We start from the raw sequence: 244 nt of genomic DNA, 5'->3' as shown, positions 1-244 counted from the left end.
CACCATGAGTCCAAGCAGGTGGAAGAGCGTCAACGCCGTACCTGCAAGCACCAGGACCGCCACTGTGACAAGGACCGATACTGCAACGGCCGCGCCAACACGTCCGACTGGACCAGGACGCTGCAATCCCAAGATCAACACAGCCAAGCCGAGAGTCGCGCCCAGTCCGACCCAAGTCAGAGTCTCGTCTCGATAGCCTGCCAGCAGCGCTTCCGTCTCGGCCTTCAGATCGAGAAGCCGCACC

Annotated in this window: 1 protein-coding gene; it reads right to left on the bottom strand. The window is 61.9% G+C overall.

The window, feature by feature from the left end; translation table 11 throughout:
- Positions 1 to 244 (bottom strand): hypothetical protein (locus R0J87_RS23650; RefSeq protein WP_498889439.1); only part of this gene is annotated, 244 nt, incomplete at both ends.

The sequence above is a fragment of the Halomonas sp. SIMBA_159 genome (genome assembly GCF_046536035.1).
GTDB lineage: Bacteria > Pseudomonadota > Gammaproteobacteria > Pseudomonadales > Halomonadaceae > Vreelandella > Vreelandella venusta_A.
Note: the sequence above shows the minus strand (reverse complement) of the source record. Positions and strands in the feature narration are given on the sequence as shown.